Below are 17,678 nucleotides of genomic sequence, written 5' to 3'. Positions count from 1 at the left end.
TGCTGTCTTGCCTTCCTTATTCATCCTGCACGGCGCCGTACAGGAAAGCCGTTCACAAGTAAATCCCGCGCGAATAGCCGGCATCAACCGCGATCGACTCCCCCGTGATGGGCACCGGCGTGGGGGAAAGCAGAAAGCCGATGACGCGGCCCAGTTCTTCGGGATGGATAACGCGGCGCAAGGGGATTTGCGCCACGAAGTCCGCTTCTACCTGCGCTGGGGTACAGTGCCTGGCTTCGGCTTCAGACTGGAACAGTTCCCGCAGATGCGGTGTCTCGACAATACCGGGATGCACGGCATTGACCCGGATGCCGAACGGCCCCAGCTCGTCCGCCAGCGTTTTGGTGAAATGGCTGACGGCGGCGTTGCGCAACCCGCTGAGCGTGTTGGAGGAACGGCCGGTCAGGCCGCCAATATTGACGATGCTGCCCGCCCCCTGCCGCTTCATCACCGGTACCACGGCCTTGGCGCAGCGCAGATAGCCGACAACCTTGGTATCCAGGTCACCCAGCAGCGGCGACAGGTCCAACTCCTCAATCGGGCCAGCGATGGGGCTGGGGTTGGCCGCACCATTGACCAGCCCGTCAATCCGGCCGAACCGTTCCAGCACCGCGGCAACCATCTGATCGACGCGGGCCTGATCGCGGGTGTCGGTGGCGACATAGGCGCGGTTGGTGGGATCGGCGGCGATCCAGTCGCGCGCGGCGTCATGTCCCTCCAGCTGCCGGCTGGCCAGCGCCACGCGCCAGCCCTCCCGCGACAGCACCTGGGCAACGGCCAGCCCGATGCCGGCCGTGCCGCCGGTGATGATGACGGCGGGGTTGCTCATGGCTTCAACTCTCCGGTGGCGGGATAGCGGCTGCGGCCTGCCGGTGTCATGCCGGCCAGCATCACGACAACGCTTGCAATCAGGGTCAGGGTGCTGGTCCACAGCACGGGTGAAAAATCATTCCCGGTCAGCAACAAGGCTGCAATCGCCGGGCCAAAACCGAAGCCCACTGTCTGGATCGACCCCATGGCGCAGACAATGCGTCCATCGGCATCGGCATCGCTGCACAGGCCGGACAGCAGGGGCTGCGACAGGTTCCAGGCGAAGGTCATGCCCACGGCCGCCGCAATGAAAAGCCCCAGCGAAACCTGACCGCGCAGGGCCAGGAAGCTGATAACGGAGAGCGCGCCGCTGATGATCAGCGGCCAGCCCCGTCCCCAGCGCGGCGGCAACAGCCCGGCGACACCGGCACCGCCGGCACCGCTGAGATTGGCCATGGCCAGCGCCAGACCGATCTGTTCGGCCGTGATGGTGCTGGCATCGCCGATCTTCTCCAGATAGCTGAAGGTGGCACCCTGGGCCAGGAAGTAGAGGAAGGAGCCCGCCAGCCCCCCCAGTGCCAGCCGCCAATGGATGGGCGCGCTGGCCCTTTGCGGATGATCCGATCCCCCCTGATGCCCATCGGGCAGCCAGACCAGGAAGGCCCCGACCAGGGCGCTGATCAGGCCATTGGCGATGAACAGCGGCGACGATCCTGCCGATTGCTGCAACCAGGGCAGCACCAGCAATAAAAACGCGCTGATCAGCGCGCCAATAAACAGATAGATGGCAAAGGCACGGTCGGGCAGCGCCGTCCGCCCCAGCGTGGCGAAGGAAAGGCCGATGGCAATCCCTTCACCGGCCCCGGTCACCACACGCGCAATCAGGATACTGTCGAACGTGTGGCTGAACCCGGTACCGATATTCCCCACCGCCATCAGCCCCAGACCCAGCCCCACCAGCACCCGCCAGTTAATGCGCGGGATCAGAAAGGTGCTGAGGCCGATGGTCAGTGCCATGGCATTGATTTCCCAGGCGGCGACATAGCCGACCTCCTGGTTGTCCAGTGCCCCCTGCTGGCCGAACAACGCCATGAAGCCGGGGACCATCCAATTGATCAACGCTCCCTGGATGCCGATGGCGGTGGCCGCAACAATAACCCGTGCCTGACTTTTTGACCCTGCTCCCATAGCCGCCTCCCGAAGCGTTCTTTTTGAAGGGGGTCGCTGTCAGTCCAGTTCAGCCTGGATCAGAAAGGGACCATCGGTTGCCAGACCTTTTTGCAGCCCGGCGGCGAATTCTTCCGGTGTCACCGCCTTGACCGCCGGCACGCCGTAACCGGTCGCCAGGGCCACCCAATCGACGGCCGGCTGGTCCAGCCGGGTCAGCCCCGCCACCACCTCGGCATCAAGCGGGATACCCGACCGCTTCAATTCCGTTTGCAGGATGGCGTAGCGATGATTGGCGGCGATGACGATGGTGACGGGCACCTTTTCCCGCGCCATGGTCCACAAAGCCTGCAGCGTATATTGGGCGCTGCCGTCCGATTGCAGGGCGATCACCCGCGTGCCTGGTGCAGCCAGGGCGGCACCCAACGCGCAGGGCAGGCCCTGGCCGATGGCGCCACCGGTATTGGTCATCACCCGATGGCGCGGCGCCCGGTGGGCTTGGCGCAGATAGGGGCCGCCCAGGGTGGAGCCTTCGATGGAAACGATGGCATCTTCCGGCATCCGGGCCAGCACCTCTTCCACAATCCCGTCGGGCGACAGGTTGGCGCTGGCAGCGGGCACGGGCGGCGGGCTGGCCGCAGGGCGGGAATGGGGCAGGCCCTGCACCGCTTCAGCCAGCCGTTCCAGCGCGTCCACCGCATCCTCGTCGGGCGTGGCCAGCAGGGTCTGGCTTTCCGCCGGCACCGGCTCGCTGGGCCGGCCTTCATAGCCGAAATAGCTGACGGGCGGGCGGGCGCCGGCCAGAACAACCTCGGCGCCGGCGATTTGGCGCACGATATCTTCGGGGAAATAGGCCAGCCGTTCCAGCCGGGGCAGGTCGCCGCCCAGGCTGGCGATGGCCGGATAGGTTTCCATCAGCAGCCGGGCACCCGTGGCCGCTGCCACCCGGCCGGCGGCCCGCACGCCGCGTTCTGTCAGAGCATTGCCGCCCAGCAGCAGGACGATATCCCCGCCCCGGTCCAGCCGCGCCCGGCTGGCGGCCACCCGTGCCGCCTCCACCGGGGAACGCGACGGCGACGCCAGGGCCGCAGCCTGTTGCAGGTCCGGTGCGGGGAACGGGGCCACCATCAGGTCGGTGGGGGCCACCAGGGTGACGATCTTGCGGTCGGCGGCGGCCTTGAAGGCGCGTTCCACATCCACCGCATAGGTCGCTTTGCTGTCCAGCCGCACCACCGCCCCCGACATGGGCCGGGCCAGCGTGTCGATGTCCGAGGTCAGCGGCGCATCGAAACGCAGGTGCCAAGTGGCATGGTCGCCAATGATATTGACCATGGGCGAGCCGGCCCGACGCGCATTGTGCAGATTGGCCAACCCATTGGCGAGGCCGGGGCCCAGATGCAGCAGGGTCAGGGCCGGGCGGCCACTGACGCGGGCATAGCCATCGGCCGCCCCCGTGCACACCCCTTCGAACAGGCCCAGCACGGCGCGTATGCCGGGTTCCACCCGAAGCGCGCCGACCAGATCCAGTTCCGTGGTGCCGGGATTGGCAAAGCAGATATCAATCCCGGCCGCATGGGCATAGCGCACCAGGAAGGCGGCGCCATCCGTCTCTGTTGTCATCGAATGCCCTCCGCCACCTGCTCTACGGCGCTGGCAAAGCGACCGACGATTTCGTCGATATCGGCGGCGGTCGCCACCAGCGGCGGGGACAGGACCAGCGTGTCGCCCAGGGCGCGGGTGATCAGGCCCTTCGACGCCGCCGCCTGCAGCACCTGACGGCCGGTGCGGTTGGCCGGGGGCAGGGGGGCCTTGGTGGCGCGATCCTGCACCAGTTCCACACCGATCATCATGCCGACGCCACGGATATTGCCGACCAGCCGATGGTCGCCCAGTGCTGCCCGCATCTTGGCCTGCAGTTCCGCCCCGCGTGCCGCCGCATTCTCGACGATATGCTCCTCGTCGATGGCGCGCAGCGTTGCCAGGGCAGCGGCGGCCCCGACCGGATGGGCGGAATAGGTGTAGCCATGGGCGAACAGGCCGGCGCGGTCGGCCTCGCTTTCAATCACGCTCCAGATCCGTTCCGACACGAAGGAGGCGGACATGGGGAAGTAACCGCTGGTGACACCCTTGGCCGCCGTGATCAGGTCCGGCTTCAGATTGTAAATCTGGCTGCCCCAATAGCTGCCCAGGCGGCCAAAGCCGGAGACGACCTCGTCCAGCACCAACAGCACATCGTACTTTTCCAGGATCGGTACGATCTCTTCGAAATAGCCTTCGGGCGGCGGGATCAGGCCGCCGGCACCGATCACCGGTTCGGCGAAGAAGGCGGCCACCGTCTCCGGCCCCTCCTTCAGGATCGTCGCTTCCAGTTCGGCGGCGAGCTGGCGGGAGAAGTCACGCTCGCTCATCCCCTCAGGCGCATAGCGGTAATAGTTGGGGCTGGAGACATGCAGGATCGGCCCCAGCGGCAGGTCGAACAGACCATGCATGTTGGGCAGGCCGGTCAGGCCGCCGGTGACGACACCGGAACCGTGATAGCTGTTCCAGCGGGCGATGATCTTCTTCTTCTTCGGGCGGCCCAGCAGGTTGTTATAATACCAGATCAGCTTGATCTGGGTTTCATTGGCATCGCTGCCCGACGCACCAAAGAAGACGCGCGCCATCGGCACCGGGGCGCGGGCCAGCAGGGCCTGCGCACATTCAGCGGCCACATCGGTCGACATGCCGTTGAAGGTGTGGAAGAAGGACAGGCGCGCGCTCTGTTCGGCAATGGCCTGCACGATGTCCGGCCGGCCATAGCCCAGATTGACGCACCAGAGACCGGCCATGCCGTCGATATATTCATTGCCATGGATGTCGCGGATGCGCACCCCCTGGGCTTCCGACATGATGGTCGGGCCTTCGCGCTTCAGGTCAGAGACCCAGGTGAAGGCGTGGAACAGCGACGACTTGTCGATCTCGCCGGCCCGCTGGATATCAATCGCCATGAGAACCTCCTGCCTGAGTGGCTATCTGCAAAGTCTCGTCAAGGAACCCGTTAATCAGGGCACCGAATGTGTCGGGGGCATCGTCATGGACATAGTGGCCGGCATCCGGCACCGTCACCTGACGGATATGGGGGTTGCGGGACAGCATGGCCTCCACCGTCGCCAGGGGGCAGAAATCCGACCGCCCCCCGCGCACAATCAGGGTGGGAATGCGCAGGCTGTCCACCACCGGCCACAGATCGACGATCCGGGCCGGGTCGGGATTCATGCGGGTCTGGCGGATGCCCTCGGCATCATAACGCCAGGTGATGGTGCCGGTTGGTGTGGCCTTCAGGCTTTCCGCCACCCGTTCATCAATCGCTGCGTCACTGAGGGAAGGGCGCGCGGCGCGCCAATAGGCCCGCGCTTCGGTCCAGGAGGTGAAACTGGCGGGCAGCTTCGCCATTTCATTGACGATGCGCTCCGCCCCGGCCCCCTGGATCGATGATCCCGGCGCGATATCTTCAATGACGAGCGCACGCAGCCGTTCCGGATGACGGCTGGCATAAACATAGGATGTCGTACCGCCCATCGAATGGCCGAGCAGGGTGAAGCGGTCCAGTTTCAACTGGTCCACCAGCGCTTCCAGATCGGCCAGATAGGCGTCGGTATAGTAATTGTGGCCGGGGTCCCAGTCGCTGTCGCCCCGGCCCCGCTGGTCCAGGGCGATCAGCCGGTATTGGCCGGCAAGCCGCCGCGCCAGATACCGCCAGGTTCCGGAAAAGCCGCGCAGACCGTGCAGAAGCACGACCGCCGGCAGACCCACATCACCCCATTCACGCACCCGCAGACGCAGGCCATTGATCAGGGCGAAGCTCTCCCGCTCTCCGGGCAGCCGCGCGGGCAGGGGCGGCGGTGCTTCTGCACGATCCTGTGTCATGGCTCAGCGCAACCCGTCCTTGCCCTCGATCTCCGCCACCTTGATGCCGCCCAGGCGGGCGTGCAGGCGGCCACGGGTCGCCACCACCATGGCGATCAGCACTTCATCCGGCCCCGGCGCATCCGGGAAGATCACCGACATGGTGTCATAGTGGGAGCGGACATAGAGCGCATCCTTGTGCGCCAGCGGAATGTCAATCTCCGTCCCCGGCCCGCCACGCTTGCCGGTCGACGGCACCCAGGCCAGCGCGCCGCCCAGGGCATCGCGGATCGGGTTGGCAAAATCCGTGGTCAGGAAGGCGTTGCCGTGCTCGTACTCGCCATTGACGCCGACAATGCAGGACTTGCCATAGCTTTCGGCCTTGCGGCCATTCAGGGCGGTGACCAGCCGGCGGCCGAATTCCACACCCAGGGCAGCGGATTCCTTGATGACGGTCTCAAACGAGTCCGTCCAGGTGCCGGCATGGGGGTTATGGATCGCAGCGGCGACGACGATCTTCACCACCGGATCGCCATCGGCCAGACGGCCGGATTCCAGGGCCAGCGTCTCTTCCTCGAAGCTGTACCATTTACGGATATGAAGCCCGTTAAAATTGGCTGGGCGGGATACCATGGTCTTTCCTCCTCACCGCTGTGCGTCACTGTTGTGACGATCACCATTGGATCGATAACACAACAATTCGCTGATTTAAAGAGTTACAGTTCCGAAATAACAACAATTAGGCCACAAGAGGGCTTGCTGTTGTGGATGGGGAACGAGGGGGCGCCGGTGCAGCCTCAACAAGTTTGCGAGGCAGGCAACAACCTTCACCGTGCCGGAGCCCCTCGCCCCATCCCCCTTACAGGAACACGGCGCGCGACAGGCCGCCATCCACCGCGATGGACTCGCCCGTGATGCCGCTGGCCAGACCGGAGGCCAGGAAGACGATGGGGTCGGCCACCTCTTCCGTGCGCAGCGGGCGGCGGATGGCGGCGGGATCAGAAGCCTCCCGCTTGGTGAAGGCTTCCAGGCTGATGCCTTCGCGGTCGGCCAATTCCTGGAACCAGGATTCCACATGCTCGGTCCAGGTGACGCCGGGATGCACGATATTCACCGTGATGCCGAACGGACCCAACTGGTCGGACAGTGTCTTGGTCAGATGCACCAGGGCGGTGTTGCGCAGGCCGCTCAACGCCTCGGTCGACCGCGCGGTCAGCCCGCCGACATTGATGATGCGGCCCCAGCCGGCGGCCCGCATATGCGGCACGCAGGCCTTGCAGGTGCGGAAATAGCCGATCAGCTTGGTGTTCAGGTCGGCGGCGAGCGCTTCCTCTTCCGCCTCTTCGATATTGTTGCGCACCAGACCACCCGGGGCGGCGGCGCAGTTGACCAGGATATGTACAGCGCCAAAGCGCTGCACCGTTTCCGCCACCAGGGCGTTGACGGAATCCTTGCGGGAGGTGTCGGCGGTGATGCCGACCACGGTGCCGCCGGTCTTGCTGCGGATTTCCGCCGCGGCGGCTTCCAGCGCGTCCGCGCTGCGGGCGGCGATTACGACGGTGGCCCCTTCCTGGGCCAGACGCAGCGCCGTGGCCTTGCCGATGCCGACGCTGCCGCCGGTGATGATGGCCACGCGACCGGCCACTTGCAGATCAAATGACATTAACGCTCCTCCTCTGCGGAAACCTGTTGAAAGGTGAATGATGCGGTGGCGGGACCGGGGAAGACCACGATGACAGTTTCATCGGCCTCCAGGGTGGTAATTCCGGTGCAACTGCCGGTCGCCACCTTCTGCCCCGCCCGCAAAAATTGGCCGCGTGCGGCCAGATGATTGGCCAGCCAGGCGATGGCAGCCAGCGGCCCGCCATCGATCCGGGCGGTGGAACCTTCCACGCTGCTGCCCTGGCTGCGGTCCAGCCGGACGGGGATCGTGTCCAATTGATCAACCGGCAGGTCCAGCCTGTCCCCGATGACCAGCCGGTCGGCAAAGCCATTATCGGCGATCAGGGCCGGCAGGGGGACATCATCGCTGATGAAACGGCAATCGCAAATCTCGATCCCGGCATAAAGTGCGGCCACGGCGCCCGCCACATCCGCCACCGTCACCGGCCCATCACCGGGCAGCAGGTCGCGCGCCAGTTCAACCACCAGCTCTGCCTCCGCCACCCGCATATGCCGTGCGGTCACCCGCGCCGACGCGGGGGATGACAATATGGCGTCGGCGGGCAGGAAACCGGCGATGGGCGCCGTGGCTCCCATCGCCTGGCGCGGCCCCGGTGCGGTCAGGCCGATCTTGTAACCGGCCACCAGCCCGCCCAGCCGTTGGGCGGTGATTTCCTGCACCTGATACGCATCGTCAACCGTCGCCGGTGCGCATTCCAGCGCCACCGCGCCCGCGGCGTTGCCCTGCCGCCGCGCCTCTATCAGCCGGTCCGTAATCCCGCTTGCTGCCCCCTGATCCACAGCCCTGCTCCCTGTTTTGATTGTCTCGTTCTTACAACAAACAATGTTGTTTTAGCAAGATTGTCTTTTTTATGGAACTGTGATAATCCGAAAATCAGGTAACTGAGAAGGCCGGGAACGCTGCCCGGCAAGGGGACGGATATGCAGGAAATCAGCACGCAGGAACGCGCCGCCCGCCTGACGGCGGCACTGGCCGCCACGCCGGGCAAGCTTCTGATCGGTGGCAAATGGGTGGCGGCACAGTCCGGCCGCACGTTTGAAACCATCAATCCGGCGACCGGTGCGGTGCTTGGCCATGTTGCGCATGGTGAGGCCGCAGATGTTGATCTGGCAGTGAAGGCGGCCCGTCAGGCGCTGGAACAGCCGGCTTGGCGCCTGATGTCGGCGCAGGACCGGGGCAATCTGCTGCTGCGTCTGGCCGACCTGATTGAACGCGATGCCGATGAACTGGCCGTGCTGGAATGCCTGGATAATGGCAAGCCGGCCAAGCTGACCCGCGCGGTGGAAGTGGATGGCTCCATCAAGACCTTCCGCTATTTCGCCGGCTGGCCGACGAAGTTTGGCGGGGAGACGCTGCCGGTATCGCCGCGCAGCGGTGCGCGCATCCTGAACTATACAACGCGCGAACCGGTGGGGGTCTGCGGGCTGATCATCCCGTGGAACTATCCGCTGTCGATGGCGGCTTGGAAGGTGGCGCCGGCCCTGGCGGCCGGCTGTACCGTGGTGCTGAAGCCGGCGGAACAGACGCCGCTGACCGCCCTGCGGCTGGCCGCCTTGGCGCAGGAAGCCGGCTTCCCCGATGGCGTGTTCAACATCATCACCGGTTTTGGTGACGCCGGGGCGGCCCTGGTGGCGCATCCCGGTGTCGACAAGGTGGCCTTCACCGGCTCCACCGAGGTGGGCAAGCGCATCGTCGCGTCGGCTGCCGGCAATCTGAAGAAAGTGTCGCTGGAACTGGGCGGCAAGTCGCCGCAGATCGTCTTCCCCGATGCCGATCTGGGGCCGGCTGCCCAGTCCATCGCCCAGGGCATCTTCTTCAACCAGGGCCAGACCTGCACGGCCGGTTCCCGCGTCTATGTGCATCGCAGCCGCTATGATGAGCTGCTGGGGCTGGTCAGCGACCATGCCAAGCGGCTGCGCATTGGCGACGGGCTGGACCCGGCCACCGATTTCGGCCCGCTGGTCAGCGATGAACAATGGCAGCGCGTCAATTCCTATATCGGCATCGGCCGGGAGGAGGGGGCGCGTCTGGTCACCGGTGGTGGCCGGCCGGCCGGTCATGACAAGGGCTATTTCTTTGAGCCCACCATCTTTGCCGATGCAGACGGCTCCATGCGCATCGTGCGGGAGGAGATTTTCGGCCCCGTGCTCAGCGTGCTGCCCTGGAACGAGGAAGAAGATCTGGTCCGTCAGGCCAATGATTCCGAATTCGGCCTGTCCGCCGGCATCTGGACCAACGATATCCGCCGCGCCCACCGCACGGCGGCGGCCATCAAGGCCGGCACCGTCTGGATCAACTGCTTCAACATGATCGACCCCTCCACCCCGTTCGGCGGCTTCAAGCAATCCGGCTGGGGCCGGGAGCATGGCCGGCAGGCGATGGAGCTGTACAGCGAAGTCAAAAGCGTCTGGGTCAATCTGAGCTGAAGCGGCGGCGGCATGGCCCCCGCGCGGGCGGCCCCCATGATTTCACCCACTTTATAACGACGGGAGTTGTTTCGATGACAACGGGCAAGACATTCCTTGTGGCCACGGACGGTCAGGCGGTTCTGCGCACCCATGATGATGGCAAGACCTGGCGCCGCATCACCCCGGATCAGGATCTGGAATTCGACGATTGCGTGCGCTGCCTGCTGGCCGATCCGCGTCAGCCCAATGCCGTCTTCGCCGGTGCTGAATCCGGTCTGTTCCACAGCACCGATTGCGGCACCACCTGGAACCGGATTGATTGCGCGCTGAACGGCTATTCGATCTGGAAAATGGCGGTGGCCGCCAAGAACCCCGATATCATGTATGCGGGCACCGGCTCGCCCACCCGCTCCGCCTTTTTCCGTTCCACCGATGGCGGGCGGACCTGGGAGAAGACCTCGCTGGAAATGCCGCCCAAGTGCGAGGGCGTCAGCCGGCCGCGTATGCTGGCCATGTGCATCGATCCCGATGATCCGGCCGATGTCTGGGTTGGGGTGGAAGAAGGCGGCCTGTTCCGCTCCCGCGATGGCGGCAGCAACTGGACCCGCATCGATCCGGTCTGGCCGGAACTGCGCGGCAATTCCGATGTGCATTCCATTGTCGTTTGCCCCGGCAGCCCGAAGGTTGTTGTCGTTGTTGTTGTGGGCGGCATCTATCGCTCCACCGATGGCGGGGAAACCTGGCAGCAGACGGTGACCAAGGAAGCCTGGGGCATCCCCTATTCCCGCGTCGCCCTGCTGCGGCCGGGCAGCGACCGGGAAATCCTGCTGGGTATTGCCGATGGCACGCCGGGCACCACCTCGCGCTGCCTGCGTTCCACCGATGCTGGTGCCAGCTGGGAAACCATGCCGCTGCCGGTGGTGCCGAATTCCTGCATCTGGGCCTTTGGTGCCAATCCGGCTGATTCTTCCCTGATCCTGGCCGGCACCAAATATGGTGAACTCTATCGCAGCGATGATGCCGGGCGGAGCTGGGCGAAAGAGTGGCGCGAGTTCAGCGAAATCACCGATACTACCTGGATTCCCGCCGTGCCGGCGGGCGGAGGGAGCAGCAATCATGGACACTAAGATCAAACGGATCGGCCATGTCGTCCTGTATGTCCGGGATCCCACGGCATCGGCCCAATGGTACAGCCGCATCCTGGGCATGAAGATCGTGACGCAGGTGAAGGAAGGCCCCTATGCCGGGGGCTATTTCCTCAGCTTCGGCACCCATGACCATGATATCGCCCTGTTTCCGGCCCAGCCGGGTACGACCAAGGGGCAGGAGTTTGAGCATATCGGCCTGGAGCTGGATTGCGGTGGCGATCTGGAGACGCTGCGCCGCATCCATGCCTTCTTCCTGGAAAATGATGTGAAGATCGCCGAGGTGCTGGACCATGGCGTATCGACCGGCATCTATTTCTATGATCCCGATGGTCACATGCTGGAAGTCTTCGCCCAGGTGGTCGGTCCCGAAGACGGGGCCGCAATGGCCGAGCTGGAGCGCAATGGCGGCCAGGCACTGCCGACGGGGTTGTAACCGGCTGATTGCTTCGTGCTGGCTAGAAGGGGCACGAAGGCCAGTTTTTACAAAATGGGGTTTTCTGGATCATCAGCGCGGCGTTCGGTGACGCTGATGATCCAGAATCCTTTCGGTCTGCATTCCGCGGACGGTTGAAGCCGTTGGCATGTTGGCGCCGGCGCATAAGCGGCGCGCGATATATCGTGCTGGTGCTCGGTCAGAATATTGATTCCTGCCTTGCAAAAGGGGGGATCTGCTTCTATCCCGAATAACATCGCTGGGTATAGTCTGCCTGCCTCGATTATGGGCGGGGGCCATGCACACGAGCTTCGGTTTGGTCGGTTTCTGGCCCATCATGAGGTGACAGTGGAACGGCTTGTCGCCAGTTGGTCTTCCGGGACGATTGCAGCGGTGGCAGGGCCGGGGCTGTTGCCGCGTCCGCTTGAGATGGCGGAACCCAACGCGCCGCCGGACACGCCCGCCCTGATCTGGTGTCTTTTGACCAGCTATACATGGGTGATGTTGCCCCCCCGTAAAACACCAGGGAGCAACCAGCGCGCATGACACCGGCTGATCATCTGTGGAAGAGCGCCCGTCTGGCTACTATGCGCGGCGATCTGGGTGGGTTGGGGATCGTGGAGGATGGCATCATCGCCGCCCGCGATGGCCGCATCCTCTATGCCGGCCCGGCCAGCGATGCCCCCGCCTTCAACCCCGTTGCTGTGACGGATTGCCAGGGCCGCTGGATCACCCCCGGCCTGATTGATTGCCATACCCATCTGGTCCATGCCGGCGACCGTGCACATGAATTTGAACTGCGCCTGAAGGGCGCGACCTATGAGGAAATCGCCCGCGCCGGCGGCGGCATCGTCTCCACCATGCGCGCCACCCGCGCGGCGGATGAGGTTGAACTGATCCGCCAGACCCTGCCGCGCCTGGATGCGCTGCTGGCCGAAGGGGTGACGACGGTTGAGGTGAAATCCGGCTATGGCCTGTCGCTGGGGGATGAGCTGAAAATGCTGCGCGCCGCCCGCGCCCTGGCCGATGCCCGGCCCGTCAGCATCACCACCACCTTCTTAGGCGCCCACGCCGTGCCGCCGGAATTTGCTGATGACCATGACGCCTATATTGATCTGGTCTGCCGCAAGATGATCCCCGCCGTGGCTGCGCAAGGCTTGGCTGATGCGGTGGATGGGTTCTGTGAGGGGATTGGCTTTTCGCTGGCGCAGGTGCGCCGCGTCTTCCACGCCGCGAAAAGCCAGGGGCTGGCGATCAAGCTACACGCTGAACAATTGTCCAACCTGCAAGGGGCGGCCCTGGCGGCCTCGCTCGGGGCCTTGTCCGCCGACCATCTGGAACATGTGGATGAAGGGGCGGTGCGCGCTATGGCCACGGCCGGCACGGTGGCGGTGATGCTGCCCGGTGCCTTCTATTTCACCCGTGACACCAAGCTGCCGCCCATCGACCTGTTCCGCCGCCATGGTGTGGTGATGGCGCTGGCGACCGACTGCAACCCCGGCACCGCGCCGCTGACCTCCCTGCTGCTGGCGATGAATATGGGGGCGACCCTGTTCCGCCTGTCGGTGGAGGAATGCCTGCTGGGCGTCACCCGCCATGCCGCCCGCGCCCTGGGCCGCTTGGACAGCGTGGGCACGCTGGAAGCCGGCAAGGAATGCGACCTTGCCATCTGGGATGTCGAACGACCGGCGGAGCTGGTCTACCGCATGGGTTTCAACCCGCTGCACAGCCGCATTTTCAGGGGACAATGATGCCTACCACACTGACCCTCACCCCCGGTGCCGTCAGCCTGGATCAGTGGCGGGCGATTTATCAAGGGGCGGTCCCGATGCTGGACCCGGCCTGCCATGCCCAGGTGCAGCGCGGGGCCGACACCATCACCCGCATCATCGCCAAGGGGGAACCCGTCTATGGTGTGAATACCGGCTTCGGCAAGCTGGCCTCTGTGCGCATTGCCGACGCTGATCTGGCGGAATTGCAGCGCAATATCGTGTTGAGCCACGCCGCCGGCGTGGGGGAGCCGATGCCGGAAAATGTGCTGCGGCTGATGATGGCGCTGAAACTGGCCAGCCTGGGCGTCGGTGCATCGGGCGTGCGGGTGGCGGTGCTGACCCTGCTGGAATCCATGCTGGCCAGGGGGATTTTGCCGGTGGTGCCGGCCCAGGGTTCCGTGGGGGCGTCGGGCGATCTGGCCCCCTTGTCACATATGGCCGCCGCCATGATCGGCCATGGCGAGGTGATGGTGAAGGGCCTGCGCCAACCGGCTGCCGACGCCTTGGCCGACGCGGGTCTGTCACCCTTGGTTCTGGGCCCGAAGGAAGGCCTGGCACTGCTGAACGGCACACAATTTTCCACCGCCTATGCGCTCGCCGGGCTGTTTGAGGCGGAAAAGCTGCTGCAAAGTGCTTTGGTGACCGGTGCCCTGTCGACTGAGGCGGCCAAGGGGTCCGACACGCCGTTTGACCCGCGCATCCACGCCCTGCGCGGCCATCAGGGGCAGATTGACGTGGCGGACACGCTGCGTCGTCTGATGGCAAACTCCGCCATCCGCGACAGCCACCGCGACAATGATGTGCGGGTGCAAGACCCCTATTGCCTGCGCTGCCAGCCGCAGGTGATGGGGGCAGCGCTCGACCTGCTGCGGCAGGCGGCGCGCACCTTGTTGATTGAGGCCAATGCCGTTTCCGACAATCCGCTGGTCTTTGCCGAGGATGACAGCGTGCTGTCGGGCGGGAATTTCCATGCCGAACCGGTGGCCTTTGCCGCCGACATGGTGGCCATGGCGATCTGTGAGATTGGCAGCCTGTCCGAACGGCGCGTCGCCATGCTGGTGGACCCGGCTTTGTCCAGCCTGCCGGCCTTCCTGACGCCGAAGCCGGGCCTGAATTCCGGCTTCATGATCCCGCAGGTGACGGCGGCGGCGCTCGTGTCGGAGAACAAGCAGCGCGCCTATCCGGCCAGCGTGGACAGTATCCCCACCTCCGCCAACCAGGAAGACCATGTCTCCATGGCGGCCCACGGGGCGCGGCGGTTGATGGCGATGGTGAAGAATGGCTTTGCCGTGATTGCGATTGAGTGGCTGGCGGCGGCGCAGGGTTGTGATTTCCACGCGCCCTTGACCAGCAGTGCCGTGCTGGAAGCCGCCCGTGCCCGGCTGCGGGCGGATGTGCCGACGCTGGCGGAAGATCGCTATTTCCACGCGGACATTCAGGCGGCCTTGGGGTTGGTACGCGGTGGGGCGCTGGTGGCGACGGCCGAAGGGTTGCCTTCGGTGGGGTGAGGGGGCTTTTCCCCTCTGAAACCCTCTCCATTCCCTCCAACCGTCACCCATGCTGCAGCCGGGGCCCAGTTTCGTAGAGCGATGCGCTTGTGGCCCTGGACCCCGGCCTTCGACGGGGTGACGGTAAAGAAAGAGCCAACCAGCTCCCAAGGAACCTCCCCATGCCCCACACCCATCCCTGGCTGGACATCACCCGTGGCGCGGCCCCGCTGATCCTGTCCATCCCCCATGCTGGCACCGACATTCCCGATGATATCGCGCCCGCCCTGGCCGATCCCTGGCTGGCGCGCAAGGATGCGGATTGGCATGTGGGTGCGCTTTACGCCTTCGCCGTCGATCTGGGTGCCACCATCATCCGCACCCGCATTTCGCGGACAGTGATCGACATGAACCGCCCGCCCGATGGCGCCTCGCTCTATCCCGGACAGGCGACGACGGACCTTTGCCCGCTGACCAGCTTTGACGGGGAACCGCTATACCGCCCCGGACAGGAACCGGATGCGGCGGAGGTGACCCGCCGCCGCACCCTCTACCACACGCGTTATCACGCCGCACTGGCTACCGAGATCGCCCGCCTGCGCACACACCACGCCCGCGTGGTGCTGTATGATTGCCATTCCATCCGCTCCCGCGTGCCGCGCCTGTTCGACGGCGACCTGCCGCATTTCAATATCGGCACCAACAGCGGCGCATCCTGCGCCCCCGCCCTGCAGGCGGCGGTGGAGCGGGCGTGCGACGTCACACAGTTCAGCCGCATCAGCAATGGCCGTTTCAAGGGTGGCTACATCACCCGGCATTACGGCCAGCCTGCCAATGGCGTGCATGGGGTGCAGATGGAACTGGCCTGCCGGGGCTACTTGGCGGAACCAGCATGGCCGCTGGATGTAACCAACTGGCCACCCGCCTTTGATCCCACCTATGCCGCACCGATGGTGTCGGCCTTGACCCATATTCTCACCATCTGCCGCGACTGGGCGCTTGAAGGGGACAGGACATGAACCGTATCGACAATTCCCGCCGCATCAAGGCCGCCCATGGCAGCACCCGCAGCGCCAAAAGCTGGCAGACCGAAGCCGCCCTGCGCATGTTGATGAACAACCTGGACCCGGACGTGGCCGAACGGCCCGAGGAACTGGTTGTCTATGGCGGGATCGGCCGGGCGGCGCGCGACTGGCAGAGCTTCGACCGCATTGTCGCGGCGCTGACAAAGCTGGAGGATGATCAGACCCTGCTGGTGCAATCCGGCAAGCCGGTGGGCGTGTTCCGCACCCATGCCGATGCGCCGCGCGTGCTGATCGCCAATTCCAACCTCGTCCCCCATTGGGCCAACTGGGACAAGTTCCACGAACTGGATGCCAAGGGCCTGATGATGTATGGCCAGATGACGGCGGGAAGCTGGATCTATATCGGCACCCAGGGCATCGTCCAGGGCACCTATGAGACGTTTGTGGAGGTGGGGCGGCGGCATTATGGCGGCAGCCTTGCCGGGCGCTGGATTCTCACCGGCGGCTTGGGCGGCATGGGCGGGGCGCAGCCGCTGGCCGCCGTGATGGCGGGGGCCTCTTGTCTGGCAGTGGAATGCCAGCCGTCGCGCATTGATATGCGGCTGCGCACGGGCTATCTGGACCGCGCCACCGACAGTCCGGATGAGGCGCTGTCCCTCATCGCCCAATCCTGCACCGACAAAAAGCCCCTCTCCGTCGGCCTGCTGGGCAATGCGGCGGATATCTTCCCGGAACTGGTGCGCCGGGGCGTGCGGCCCGATGCGGTGACGGACCAGACATCCGCCCACGACCCCATCAACGGCTATCTGCCGCGCGGCTGGACGCTGGACCAATGGGCCAAGGGCCGCGAAAGCGACCCGAAGTCGGTGGAACGCGCCGCGCGGGCCAGCATGGCCGACCAGGTACGCGCCATGCTGGATTTCTGGAAAGCCGGCGTACCGACGCTCGATTACGGCAATAACATCCGCCAGATGGCGCTGGAGGAGGGGGTGGCGGATGCCTTCGCCTTCCCCGGTTTCGTGCCGGCCTATATCCGCCCGCTCTTCTGCCGGGGCATCGGCCCCTTCCGCTGGGCGGCCTTGTCCGGCGACCCGGAAGACATCTACAAGACCGACCAGAAGGTGAAGGAACTGCTGCCCGATAATGCCCACCTGCATCACTGGCTGGACATGGCGCGGGAAAAGATCAAGTTCCAGGGCCTGCCCGCCCGCATCTGCTGGGTCGGCCTGGGCGACCGCCACCGGCTGGGGCTGGCCTTTAATGAGATGGTGGCCAGGGGGGAACTGAAGGCCCCGGTGGTGATCGGTCGCGATCACCTGGACAGCGGCTCCGTCGCGTCGCCCAACCGGGAGACAGAGGCGATGCAGGATGGTTCGGATGCCGTGTCCGACTGGCCGCTGCTGAACGCGCTGCTGAACACGGCATCGGGGGCGACCTGGGTATCGCTGCACCATGGCGGCGGTGTGGGCATGGGCTTTTCCCAGCATAGCGGCATGGTGATTGTGGCCGACGGCACGCCCGAGGCCGCCAAGCGCCTGGAACGGGTGCTGTGGAACGACCCGGCCACCGGCGTGATGCGCCATGCCGATGCCGGTTACGACATCGCGCGGGAATGCGCGCGGACCAAGGGGCTGGATTTGCCGGGGATTTTGGGGTGAGGGCCAGCGGCCCCGCCGCCTGGGCCTGGGGGGATCACGGTGGCGGGGCAAGCGGGGTGGCTTGATTATCCGGCGCTTTCAACCGTTCCTGCAGCTGGTTCAGAGCTGGACTTGCCCTGGAAAAGTGGAGAGCCATTGACCTAAAATTCGGGATTGAAGGAGGTTTTGATGGTTCGAGTTAAGCAGGGGAAGGTCACGGCA

15 protein-coding genes are annotated in these 17,678 nt (G+C 65.2%); 7 read left to right on the top strand and 8 right to left on the bottom strand.

All coding sequences use genetic code 11. The features are described from left to right. Window positions 1-52: 52 nt before the first annotated feature. The 8 genes from CHB97_RS15435 to CHB97_RS15400 form a co-directional block, all read right to left on the bottom strand. A complete protein-coding gene (locus tag CHB97_RS15435; RefSeq protein ID WP_089288888.1) occupies window positions 53-829 on the bottom strand; it encodes an SDR family NAD(P)-dependent oxidoreductase in 777 nt (258 codons plus the stop codon). Further along, window positions 826-1,998, bottom strand: a complete 1,173-nt coding sequence (locus CHB97_RS15430; protein WP_143270941.1) for an MFS transporter — start codon at window positions 1,996-1,998, stop codon at window positions 826-828. The genes CHB97_RS15435 and CHB97_RS15430 overlap by 4 nt, the downstream gene beginning before the upstream one ends. Window positions 1,999-2,037: 39 nt before the next feature. After that, complete coding sequence (locus tag CHB97_RS15425; protein ID WP_089288886.1) at window positions 2,038-3,597, bottom strand: acetolactate synthase large subunit; 1,560 nt, start codon at window positions 3,595-3,597, stop codon at window positions 2,038-2,040. After that, window positions 3,594-4,964, bottom strand: coding sequence for an aminotransferase (locus CHB97_RS15420; protein WP_089288885.1), 1,371 nt, complete (start codon window positions 4,962-4,964; stop codon window positions 3,594-3,596). The genes CHB97_RS15425 and CHB97_RS15420 overlap by 4 nt, the downstream gene beginning before the upstream one ends. Continuing rightward, window positions 4,954-5,883, bottom strand: coding sequence for an alpha/beta fold hydrolase (locus tag CHB97_RS15415; protein ID WP_089288884.1), 930 nt, complete (start codon window positions 5,881-5,883; stop codon window positions 4,954-4,956). Before CHB97_RS15415 ends, CHB97_RS15420 begins: the two co-directional genes overlap by 11 nt. 3 nt (window positions 5,884-5,886) lie before the next feature. Further along, on the bottom strand, window positions 5,887-6,495 hold the full coding sequence (locus CHB97_RS15410; protein ID WP_089288883.1) for an amino acid synthesis family protein: 609 nt from the start codon (window positions 6,493-6,495) through the stop codon (window positions 5,887-5,889). 226 nt (window positions 6,496-6,721) lie between these two features. After that, the gene (locus CHB97_RS15405; RefSeq protein WP_089288882.1) at window positions 6,722-7,525 is read right to left on the bottom strand and encodes an SDR family NAD(P)-dependent oxidoreductase; all 804 of its coding nucleotides are present in this window, start codon (window positions 7,523-7,525) and stop codon (window positions 6,722-6,724) included. Next, window positions 7,525-8,325: a 2-keto-4-pentenoate hydratase gene (locus CHB97_RS15400; protein WP_089288881.1), complete on the bottom strand. Its 801-nt coding sequence runs from the start codon at window positions 8,323-8,325 to the stop codon at window positions 7,525-7,527. Before CHB97_RS15400 ends, CHB97_RS15405 begins: the two co-directional genes overlap by 1 nt. 141 nt (window positions 8,326-8,466) lie before the next feature. Between CHB97_RS15400 and CHB97_RS15395 the strand changes: the two genes are divergently transcribed. The 7 genes from CHB97_RS15395 (at window position 8,467) to hutU (ending at window position 17,477) form a co-directional block, all read left to right on the top strand. Further along, a complete protein-coding gene (locus CHB97_RS15395; protein WP_089288880.1) occupies window positions 8,467-9,972 on the top strand; it encodes an aldehyde dehydrogenase family protein in 1,506 nt (501 codons plus the stop codon). A gap of 74 nt (window positions 9,973-10,046) precedes the next feature. Further along, the gene (locus CHB97_RS15390; RefSeq protein ID WP_089288879.1) at window positions 10,047-11,081 is read left to right on the top strand and encodes a YCF48-related protein; all 1,035 of its coding nucleotides are present in this window, start codon (window positions 10,047-10,049) and stop codon (window positions 11,079-11,081) included. Next, window positions 11,071-11,535: a VOC family protein gene (locus CHB97_RS15385; RefSeq protein ID WP_089288878.1), complete on the top strand. Its 465-nt coding sequence runs from the start codon at window positions 11,071-11,073 to the stop codon at window positions 11,533-11,535. The genes CHB97_RS15390 and CHB97_RS15385 overlap by 11 nt, the downstream gene beginning before the upstream one ends. A 542-nt stretch (window positions 11,536-12,077) precedes the next feature. Further along, complete coding sequence (hutI, locus tag CHB97_RS15380) at window positions 12,078-13,286, top strand: imidazolonepropionase (RefSeq protein WP_089288877.1); 1,209 nt, start codon at window positions 12,078-12,080, stop codon at window positions 13,284-13,286. Further along, a complete protein-coding gene (gene hutH, locus CHB97_RS15375; protein WP_200819967.1) occupies window positions 13,283-14,815 on the top strand; it encodes a histidine ammonia-lyase in 1,533 nt (510 codons plus the stop codon). Before hutI ends, hutH begins: the two co-directional genes overlap by 4 nt. Before the next feature lie 161 nt (window positions 14,816-14,976). Then, entirely contained in the window at window positions 14,977-15,813 is an 837-nt protein-coding gene (gene hutG / locus CHB97_RS15370) for an N-formylglutamate deformylase (protein ID WP_089288875.1), read from the top strand. Then, complete coding sequence (hutU, locus tag CHB97_RS15365; protein ID WP_089288874.1) at window positions 15,810-17,477, top strand: urocanate hydratase; 1,668 nt, start codon at window positions 15,810-15,812, stop codon at window positions 17,475-17,477. Before hutG ends, hutU begins: the two co-directional genes overlap by 4 nt. Window positions 17,478-17,678: the final 201 nt, after the last annotated feature.

This window comes from Azospirillum sp. RU38E (assembly GCF_900188385.1).
Taxonomy (GTDB): domain Bacteria; phylum Pseudomonadota; class Alphaproteobacteria; order Azospirillales; family Azospirillaceae; genus Niveispirillum.
The sequence above is the reverse complement of the archived record's forward strand: the minus strand, read 5'-3'. Positions and strand labels throughout refer to the sequence as shown.

Excerpts from the sequence above, each read along its gene's own strand:
- hutH (WP_200819967.1), top strand. The coding sequence starts at position 13,283 with ATGATGCCTACCACACTGACCCTCACCCCCGGTGCCGTCAGCCTGGAT.
- CHB97_RS15415 (WP_089288884.1), bottom strand. The coding sequence starts at position 5,883 with ATGACACAGGATCGTGCAGAAGCACCGCCGCCCCTGCCCGCGCGGCTG.
- hutU (WP_089288874.1), top strand. The coding sequence starts at position 15,810 with ATGAACCGTATCGACAATTCCCGCCGCATCAAGGCCGCCCATGGCAGC.
- CHB97_RS15435 (WP_089288888.1), bottom strand. The coding sequence starts at position 829 with ATGAGCAACCCCGCCGTCATCATCACCGGCGGCACGGCCGGCATCGGG.
- hutG (WP_089288875.1), top strand. The coding sequence starts at position 14,977 with ATGCCCCACACCCATCCCTGGCTGGACATCACCCGTGGCGCGGCCCCG.
- CHB97_RS15420 (WP_089288885.1), bottom strand. The coding sequence starts at position 4,964 with ATGGCGATTGATATCCAGCGGGCCGGCGAGATCGACAAGTCGTCGCTG.
- CHB97_RS15395 (WP_089288880.1), top strand. The coding sequence starts at position 8,467 with ATGCAGGAAATCAGCACGCAGGAACGCGCCGCCCGCCTGACGGCGGCA.
- CHB97_RS15385 (WP_089288878.1), top strand. The coding sequence starts at position 11,071 with ATGGACACTAAGATCAAACGGATCGGCCATGTCGTCCTGTATGTCCGG.
- CHB97_RS15405 (WP_089288882.1), bottom strand. The coding sequence starts at position 7,525 with ATGTCATTTGATCTGCAAGTGGCCGGTCGCGTGGCCATCATCACCGGC.
- hutI (WP_089288877.1), top strand. The coding sequence starts at position 12,078 with ATGACACCGGCTGATCATCTGTGGAAGAGCGCCCGTCTGGCTACTATG.
- CHB97_RS15410 (WP_089288883.1), bottom strand. The coding sequence starts at position 6,495 with ATGGTATCCCGCCCAGCCAATTTTAACGGGCTTCATATCCGTAAATGG.
- CHB97_RS15430 (WP_143270941.1), bottom strand. The coding sequence starts at position 1,998 with ATGGGAGCAGGGTCAAAAAGTCAGGCACGGGTTATTGTTGCGGCCACC.
- CHB97_RS15425 (WP_089288886.1), bottom strand. The coding sequence starts at position 3,597 with ATGACAACAGAGACGGATGGCGCCGCCTTCCTGGTGCGCTATGCCCAT.
- CHB97_RS15390 (WP_089288879.1), top strand. The coding sequence starts at position 10,047 with ATGACAACGGGCAAGACATTCCTTGTGGCCACGGACGGTCAGGCGGTT.